Source organism: Streptomyces durocortorensis, assembly GCF_016901035.1.
In the GTDB taxonomy this organism is placed as follows: Bacteria; Actinomycetota; Actinomycetes; order Streptomycetales; family Streptomycetaceae; genus Streptomyces; species Streptomyces durocortorensis.
In genome coordinates this window covers 1-7,884 of the sequence record NZ_JAFEUF010000280.1, presented here as the reverse complement: position 1 = coordinate 7,884, position 7,884 = coordinate 1, and the positions used below count along the sequence as shown (strand labels likewise).

At 74.4% G+C, this 7,884-nt stretch carries 7 protein-coding genes; 1 reads left to right on the top strand and 6 read right to left on the bottom strand.

The window, feature by feature from the left end; all coding sequences use genetic code 11:
- Positions 1 to 158: 158 nt before the first annotated feature.
- Positions 159 to 1,214, bottom strand: coding sequence for a PRC and DUF2382 domain-containing protein (locus JS521_RS31265; protein ID WP_205086291.1), 1,056 nt, complete (start codon positions 1,212 to 1,214; stop codon positions 159 to 161).
- A 282-nt stretch (positions 1,215 to 1,496) separates the two neighbouring features.
- Here JS521_RS31265 and JS521_RS31260 point away from each other — a divergent pair, with 282 nt between their 5' ends.
- Complete coding sequence (locus JS521_RS31260; RefSeq protein WP_307847979.1) at positions 1,497 to 2,177, top strand: adenosylcobinamide amidohydrolase; 681 nt, start codon at positions 1,497 to 1,499, stop codon at positions 2,175 to 2,177.
- 59 nt (positions 2,178 to 2,236) lie between these two features.
- Here the strand turns inward: JS521_RS31260 and JS521_RS31255 are convergent, their stop codons facing one another.
- From JS521_RS31255 to JS521_RS31235, 5 genes are all read right to left on the bottom strand, one after another.
- The gene (locus JS521_RS31255) at positions 2,237 to 3,490 is read right to left on the bottom strand and encodes a sulfite oxidase (protein WP_205086290.1); all 1,254 of its coding nucleotides are present in this window, start codon (positions 3,488 to 3,490) and stop codon (positions 2,237 to 2,239) included.
- A gap of 16 nt (positions 3,491 to 3,506) precedes the next feature.
- Positions 3,507 to 4,772, bottom strand: a complete 1,266-nt coding sequence (gene metX, locus JS521_RS31250; protein ID WP_205086293.1) for a homoserine O-acetyltransferase MetX — start codon at positions 4,770 to 4,772, stop codon at positions 3,507 to 3,509.
- Positions 4,769 to 6,130, bottom strand: coding sequence for a bifunctional o-acetylhomoserine/o-acetylserine sulfhydrylase (locus JS521_RS31245; protein WP_205086289.1), 1,362 nt, complete (start codon positions 6,128 to 6,130; stop codon positions 4,769 to 4,771). Before JS521_RS31245 ends, metX begins: the two co-directional genes overlap by 4 nt.
- A gap of 168 nt (positions 6,131 to 6,298) precedes the next feature.
- A complete protein-coding gene (locus JS521_RS31240) occupies positions 6,299 to 6,835 on the bottom strand; it encodes a thioesterase family protein (RefSeq protein ID WP_205086288.1) in 537 nt (178 codons plus the stop codon).
- On the bottom strand, positions 6,832 to 7,845 hold the full coding sequence (locus tag JS521_RS31235; protein ID WP_205086292.1) for a 3-hydroxyacyl-CoA dehydrogenase NAD-binding domain-containing protein: 1,014 nt from the start codon (positions 7,843 to 7,845) through the stop codon (positions 6,832 to 6,834). Before JS521_RS31235 ends, JS521_RS31240 begins: the two co-directional genes overlap by 4 nt.
- Positions 7,846 to 7,884 lie beyond the last annotated feature (39 nt).

The following is a 7,884-nucleotide window of genomic DNA, read 5'->3' as shown; positions in this document are numbered from 1 at the left end:
GGCCGGCCCCCGCGTGGGGCGGGGCCCGGCCGCCCCGGCGCCGCCGGGGGGGGGGGGGGGGGGGCCCCCCCCCCCCCCCGGGGGCGCCCCCCCGCCCCCCCCCCCCCGGGCGGCCGAGGACTGGGAGCGGCCGTGTGGCCACCTGAGAGATGCGCAGGTCAGCGGCGACGCCCCTGGCCGAACTCGCCACCGGCGTCCTTGCCGGTGCCCATGTCCTTGCCGTCCGCGTAGTCGATCTTCTCCTTGCGGACCTCGGCGGAGACTTCCTTCTGCTCGGTGACCCGGTTGGTCTCCAGCCGGACCCGCTCCACCGGCACGGCCTCCTTGCGTACGGTGGCGCGCTCCGCGTGCAGCGTGACCTCGACGTCCTGCTCGCCGAAGTCCGAGGTCCCGGCTGTCTTCTCCCCGGGCTGGACCGGCTCACGGACCACCCGTACCTCTTCGTGGGAGACCGGCACGGTCCGGGTGACCTCCTCGGTCACCACGTACTTGTGCAGCCGGGCCTTGCCGCTCTCGTACTCCTCCTTGCCGACGTGCAGCTGCTCCTCGGAGCGGATCATCTCGTCCTTGCCGCTCATGTCGGCCGCCCGGGACGTGCCCGCTCCGGCGCCCGCCAGCGGGCGTGCCGTGGTGGAGGCGTCCGTGTCTCGGTGCCTGCCCGTACCGCTGCCCGCTCCTGCCATGCCCGCAGCTCCTGTCGTCCCCGCGCCGGCCGTCCCGGCGCTCGTCCCCACCGTGGTCGCCTTGCCGGTCGCCTTGGCGCCGGGGGGCGTTCCGGTCCCACGGGCCGTGCCTGCGGCACCTGCGGCACCCGCCGCGCCCATCGCCCCGGTCCCGGCGACGGTCGGCGCGTCCGCGCCGCCAGGCCGGTTCTCACCGAGATTGCCGGACTTCCTGCTCAGGCCGTAGTGCCGGTACAGCTCCTCCTCCTCGGCCACGGAGAGGTGCGCGTCCGCGTCCACCCGGGGCGCGTCCTTGACGCTCTCCTTCGGATGGGCGACGTGCAGGTCGGAACCCACTCGACGGGCTCCGGCGAGCGGGACGAAGCTCTCCTTCATACCGAACAGGCCGGTCTTGACCGTGACCCAGTCGGGCTTGCCGGTGTCGTCGTCGACGTACACCCGGCCGACGCTGCCGACCTTCTCGCCGTCGTTGTCGTACACGGTCAGACCGTCGAGTTCTCCGGAATCCGTGAAACCGTCAGCGGCTCCCATAACCGATTCCTCCTCTCGGGCACGCCCTGTGGTTGGCTCCACCGGAGATGGCGCGTCCGGATTCCATCGCGCCTCACCCGCATGGACGCTGCAACCGCCCGCCCGCCCCGATCGTGGCTCCCGGAAGCCCGGTACGGGGCCCCGGCCCCGTGCGGCGGCACCGGGCCGCTCCGGAAGGCGTTAGGCCAATCGGGTGAGCCACCGGGGCTCGCATAGGATCGGCGGACCGTGGCGGCCGCAGGGCGGACCACCGCCGACCCGCCGAGCCACCAGGGGTGCGCCATCTCCTCCGTACGTCTCGGGCTGCCCGCGCAACGCGGCGGGCCCCGCGCGGACCTTCGCGACCGGCACGAGGACGGACAGCACCTCCACCACCTCGTGTGGCGGCTGGGGCCGGGCATGCGGGTGTGCAGCAGCGCGGTCCTCGGCGGCGGCATCGGCACCCGGGCCTGGATCCTCAACGCCCAGGTCCCCGGCGGCTACCCGCGCCTCGACCCGGACCGCCACCTCGCCGAGATCGCCGCCGCTGAAGGGCTCACGGGCCCGGGGGCCGGGCTGATGACCGCGGCCGACGTCGCCGCGTACACGACCGCCCACGACGGCGGTGTCACGGCGACCGTCACGGCGGGCCTCGGCGTACGGGGGTGGGCGGCGGCCCCCGACGACGATCGGGCGCCCTTGTTCCGCCCCGGCACGGTGAACATCGTCATCACGCTGCCTGTCGCGCTCTCCGACGCCGCCCTCGTCAACGCCGTCGCCACCGCCACCGAGGCCAAGGTCCAGGCCCTCCTCGACGCCGGACTCGACTGCTCGGGCACCCCCACGGACGCGGTGTGCGTCGCCGCACCGGAACCGGGCCGGGACGGCGGCGAACCCTTCGCCGGGCCCCGCTCCACCTGGGGCGCGCGGATCGCCCGCGCCGTCCACGCGGCCGTACTGGCGGGAGCCCGCCCGGCCGCGTGACACGCCGTACCGGCGGAGGCGCCGTGAAGGGGCCCGGCCGCACCGCCGCGTGCCGGGGTTCAGACCACCGTCACCTGGTGCCGCACCACCGCGTCGAACAGATAGCCCTGGGTGTTGTGCGCGGTCGCCACCGGCTGCGTACGCCCCGAGCGGTCCGTCGCCCGCGCCAGCAGCACCGCGGGCCCCCGCTCCCTCGGCACCCAGTCGGCCGTCCAGCGCACCCAGCTCCCGGCCCGCGGCTCGTCCCGCAGCCGACCCGCCCGCCAGTGCGCACCCCCGTCCGTGCTGACCTCAACTGCCCGCACCTGAGCCCCGCCCGACCAGGAACGCCCGGTCAGCAACGCACGCCGATGGGCGGGGAACGAGGCCCCCGGGGCCAGCTCGAAGGCGCTCTTCAGCGTCTGCCGGGTCAGCGGCGCGCTGCCCTCCGGCGGATACCCGGGGCCGAACAGCCGGTAGAGGCCGGTGTTCCACGGCGTCAGTAGCGGCTCCGCGCTCACCTCGATGTCGCCGACCCACTTGATGTTGGCGATGCCCACCCACGACGGCACGACGACCCGGACCGGGTACCCGTGGTCGGGCGGCAGCGGCTTGCCGTTCATCTCGTACGCGAGCAGGACGTCGTCCAGCGCCTTCGCCACCGGCAGCGGGCGGCGCACCCGCCCCAGGTTCACCCCGTCGGTGACGACCTCGGCGTCCAGGCCGCGCGGCAGGACGTCCACCGCGTGTCGCCCGATCCCCGCCCGGCGCAGAACGTCCGACAGCCGCACCCCGCGCCAGCGCGCCGTGCCGATCGCCCCGAGCGTCCACGCGGTGCCGCTGACCGCCTGGCCCTGCTGCGAGGTGAAGAAGCTGCGCCCGTTGCCCGCGCACTCCACGAACGCGGTCCGGGTCACCGAGGGCAGCCGCCGCAGATCGGCGTACGTGAAGTCCACCGGACCGCCCCGCAGCCCGTCGCCCCACACCGTGAGCTTCCAGTCGGCTCGGTCGATGCGCGGGGTGGCGGTGTGGTTGCGGACGAAGAACCGGTCGGCGGGGGTGAGCAGACCGGTGTCCCGCAGGGCGGCGAACTTCGTCTCCGCGTTGGTGCCGCGCAGCGTGAACAGCTCCGGCGGCAGCGGTTTGACCACACCGGGCAGCCTGTCCGCCGCGCGGGCCGGTGCCGCGACCGAGGCCAGCGGCACGGAGGCCGACGCCGCCGCGACGAGCTTCAGCAGATCGCGGCGGTCCACCCCGGCGGAACGTGCCCGGCCGCGGGACCACTGCCGCATCCGTATCCGGTCGTAGGCGTCCTCGGTCGGAACCGGGCTCATGGATGCTCCTCGCGGGTCAGGTGACGAAGGGGGAAGGGGAAGGAGTGACCGGATGTGGGGCGGGCGGGTGCGGTTGTGGTGCCCGCGCGAGCAACTCCCGTACGAGCGCACCCACCTGGTCCGTCTCGATGAGGAATCCGTCGTGCCCGTACGGCGAGGTGATGGTGTGCGCGGCGTCCGCGCCCGGCAGCAGCTCGGCCAGGCGTTCCTGCTGGGCCAGGGGGTACAGCCGGTCCGATGCGACCCCCGCGACCAGGGCGGGTAGCTCCGCCCGGGCCAGGGCGCGGGCGATCCCGCCCCGGTCCCGGCCGACGTCGTGACCGTTCATCGCCTCGGTGAGCGTCACATAGCTCCCGGCGTCGAACCGGCGTACCAGCTTCTCCGCGTGGTGGTCGAGGTAGGACTCCACCCGGTAGCGGCCGCCGTGCGCGGGCTCCTCCCCGGGCTGTGCCTCGCCGCCGAAACGGGAGTCCAGCTCGGGGGCGCTCCGGTACGTGATGTGGGCGATGCGGCGCGCCTGCCCGAGGCCCCGGTGCGGGCCCTCGCCCGGGGGTGCGCGGTGGTAGTCGCCGCCCCGCCACCCCGGGTCGGACCGGATCGCGCCGATCTGCACCGACCCCCAGGCGATCTGGTCGGCGGACGCGGCCGCCGGGGCGGCGAGCACGAGCAGCGCACCGGTGCGCTCGGGCCTGCTCACCGCCCATTCCAGGGCCCGCATCCCGCCCATCGACCCGCCGACGACGGCAGCCCAGCGGCCGACGCCCAGCACATCGGCGAGTGCCGCCTCCGCCGCCACCTGGTCCCGCACGCTCAGGTACGGGAAGAGGGAGCCCCACGGTGTGCCGTCGGGCCCGGGGGAGGACGGCCCGGTGCTGCCCCGGCAGCCGCCCAGGACGTTGGGGGCGACGACGAACCAGCGGTCGGTGTCGAGCGCCCGGCCCGGACCGACCAGCGCGTCCCACCAGCCGGGCGTCGGATGCCCCGGACCGGCGGGTCCGGCCACATGGCTGTCGCCCGTCAGCGCGTGCAGCACCAGCACGGCGTTGGACCCGTCCGCCGCCCGCTGCCCCCAGGTCTCGTACGCCAGGCGCACCCCCGGCAGCCTGATCCCGGACTCCAGGGGCAGCGGGTCCTCGATCGCCGCCCAGCGGTCCCGCCCGGGCGGCCCCCCCCCCCCCCCCCCCCCCCGCGGCCGCGCCCCCCGGGGCGCGGCCGGGGGGCGCGCGCGCGCGTGGGGGAGTGCGCGGGGCGGGGCCGTGCGCTGCGGGGGCGTCCGGTTCAGGACGCCGCCTTCGCCGCCCGGAAACCCGCCTCCAGGTCGGCCTTGAGGTCGGCCACGTTCTCCAGCCCCACCGACAGCCGCACCAGACCGGGCGTGGCGCCGGTGGCGATCAGCTGTTCCTCGGTGAGCTGGCTGTGCGTGGTGGAGGCCGGGTGGATGATCAGGCTCCGTACGTCACCGATGTTGGCCAGGTGGCTGAAGAGCTCGACCGCGTCCACGAACCGCCGGCCCGCCTCGGCCCCGCCCTTCAGCTCGAAGGCCAGCACCGCCCCGGCCCCGCGCGGCAGATAGCGCTGCCCCGCCTCGTACCAGCGGTTCGACTCCAGACCGGCGTAGTGCACGGCCGCCACCTCGTCGCGCCGCTCCAGCCAGCGGGCGAGCTCCAGCGCGTTGGAGGTGTGCCGTTCCAGCCGAAGGCTGAGCGTCTCGACGCCCTGGAGCAGCAGGAACGCCGAGTGCGGTGAGAGGGCGGGCCCCAGGTCGCGCAGCAGCTGCACCCGGAGCTTCACCGCGAACGCGCTCGGGCCGAGGTCCGGCCAGTAGCGCAGCCCGTGATAGCTCGGGTCGGGCTCGTGGAACTCGGGGAAGCGCTCGGCGTGCGCCCCGAAGTCGAACGTACCGGCGTCCACGACCACGCCGCCGATGGTCGTGCCGTGCCCGCCGAGGAACTTGGTCGCCGAGTGGACCACGATGTCCGCGCCGTGCTCGATCGGCCGGAGCAGATAGGGCGTGGGCACGGTGTTGTCGACGATGAGCGGCACCCCGGCCTCGTGCGCGGTGTCCGCGACGGCCCGGACGTCCAGCACGTCGCCGCGCGGATTGCCGAGCGTCTCGGCGAAGAACGCCTTCGTGTTCGGCCGCACCGCCGCCCGCCACGCCGCCAGGTCCTCCGGATCCTCGACGAACGTCACTTCGACGCCGAAGCGGGGAAGCGTGTGGCGGAAGAGGTTGTACGTGCCGCCGTAGAGGGACGAGGAGGAGACGACGTGGTCCCCGGCCCCGGCCAGCGTCAGGATCGCCAGCGTCTCGGCGGCCTGGCCCGAGGCCAGCGCCACGGCCGCGATGCCGCCTTCCAGGGCGGCGATGCGCTGTTCCAGGACGTCCTGGGTGGGGTTGTGGATGCGGGTGTAGATGTTGCCCGGCTCGGCCAGCGAGAACAGGTCGGCGGCGTGCTGCGTGTCGCGGAAGACGAAGGACGTCGACTGGTAGATCGGCACCGCGCGGGCGCCGGTCGTCGGGTCCGGGGCGGCGCCGGAGTGGATCTGCCTGGTCTCGAACGACCAGGCGGCGCCGGGGTCCTGCCGGTCCTGGTCCTCGGGGGTGTGGCCTGCGGTGACGGAGTCGAGGGGCTGGCTCATGTGGTTCCTCGCACGGGGCGGTGACGGGCTGAATACGGACCGTAGGACGCGCCCCGCACCCGCGGAAGCGTGTCGCCCGCTTGGCCACGAACCCGCAACGGCCCGTCATGCCCCGCAACACGGCGGCAACGGGGACGCCATATCCGGCCCCCGGTGCCGCCGCTCTGCTCAGCGCGCCGCCGGGACCTCGGCGATCGAACGCCCCGCCCACGCGGGCGCGGGCCCGACGAGGGCGGCCAGCCGCTCCCGTACGGAATCCGGGAACGGGACGGTACGGCCCGCCTGTTGGTCCACATGGAGCGCCAGCAGCTCGGTGGTCGCCACCGGTTCGGCCTCCGGCTCCGGTACGTCGTCGGGGGCGCCGACCACGTACAGCTCGTGGCAGAAGCGCGCCTTCTTCGCGTCCACGCCCAACAGGCGCGTGCGGACGGCGAGATGGGCGCCCTCGGCGACGTCGCGGAGATAGCGCAGATGCGACTCGACGGTGTAGAGCGAGCATCCGGTGCTCTCCCGGTATCCGGCGTGCAGACCGGTCTCGATCATCATCGCGTCGGTGGCGTACCCGAAGACCAGGACGTAGAACGCCTCGCTCATATGGCCGTTGTAGTCGATCCACTCGGGCCGTACGGTCCGGTGGACCAGGGGGAGCGAGGAGTCGTCGTTCTCGGTCACGGTCGTCTCCTCGTGGCTCTGCTGCTCGCTCATCGGGTCGCCTCCTCGGCGGAACGGGGCAGGCGGCCCGTCGCCCGGAGGACGTCGATGACGCCCCGGTCCCGTTCGGCCACCAGATCGGCGATGCTCCGGCCGTCCGCCGCCTCCTCGCAGCCGGCCACCACCGCGTCGTACAGGGCGCGGTCCAGTTCAGGAGCTTCGAGCCGGGTCCAGGGCGACTTCAGCGACGGGCCGAAGTGGTCGAGCATGTGGGCCATGCCGCCCTCGCCGCCCGCGAGCGCGAACGTGAGCATCGGGCCCATCACGGCCCAGCGGAGCCCCGGCCCCTCGGTGATCGACGCGTCGATCTCCGCCACCGTCGCCTCGCCGCTCGCGACCATGTGCAGCGCTTCGCGCCACAGGGCCTCCTGGAGCCGGTTGGCTATGAAGCCGGGCACCTCGCGGTCCATGGTGATCACGGACTTGCCCGCGACGGCGTAGAAGCGCGAGGCCCAGTCGACCGCGGCGGGCGCGGTCCGTTCACCGCCGACGACCTCGACCAGGGGAATGAGGTAGGGCGGGTTGAAGGGGTGCCCGACGACCAGGCGTCCGGGGTCGGCGGCCTCCGTCTGCATGTCCGTCATCGGATAGCCGGAGGTCGACGAGGCGATCACCGTACCGGCGGGTGCGGCGGCGTCCAGGCGGGCCAGCAGATCGCGCTTGAGGTCCAGCTTCTCGGGGGCGCTCTCCTGGACGAACTGGGCTTCGGCCACGGCCTCTTCGAGAGTCGTGGTGACGGTCAGCCGGTCCTGGGACGCTCCGTCGGCCAGGCCGAGCTGTTCCAGCGCGGGCCAGGCGGCAGCGATGAGCCGACGCAGCCGGACGGCCGCGTCGGGGGCCGGATCCCAGGCGGTGACGTCGTAGCCGCGGGCGAGGAAATGGGCGGCCCAGCCGCCGCCGATCACCCCGGCGCCGACGCACGCCACACGGCGTACGTCCTCCGGCAGACACGGGGCAGCGGACGCGGCGGGATCGGCGGTCGTCGTGGAGGAGGGGGAGGGGATGACAGACACGGGCGACACTCCGGAAGGGCGGTGAGGGGG

Excerpts from the sequence above, each read along its gene's own strand:
- JS521_RS31255 (WP_205086290.1), bottom strand. The coding sequence starts at position 3,490 with ATGAGCCCGGTTCCGACCGAGGACGCCTACGACCGGATACGGATGCGG.
- JS521_RS31240 (WP_205086288.1), bottom strand. The coding sequence starts at position 6,835 with ATGAGCGAGCAGCAGAGCCACGAGGAGACGACCGTGACCGAGAACGAC.
- JS521_RS31245 (WP_205086289.1), bottom strand. The coding sequence starts at position 6,130 with ATGAGCCAGCCCCTCGACTCCGTCACCGCAGGCCACACCCCCGAGGAC.
- JS521_RS31265 (WP_205086291.1), bottom strand. The coding sequence starts at position 1,214 with ATGGGAGCCGCTGACGGTTTCACGGATTCCGGAGAACTCGACGGTCTG.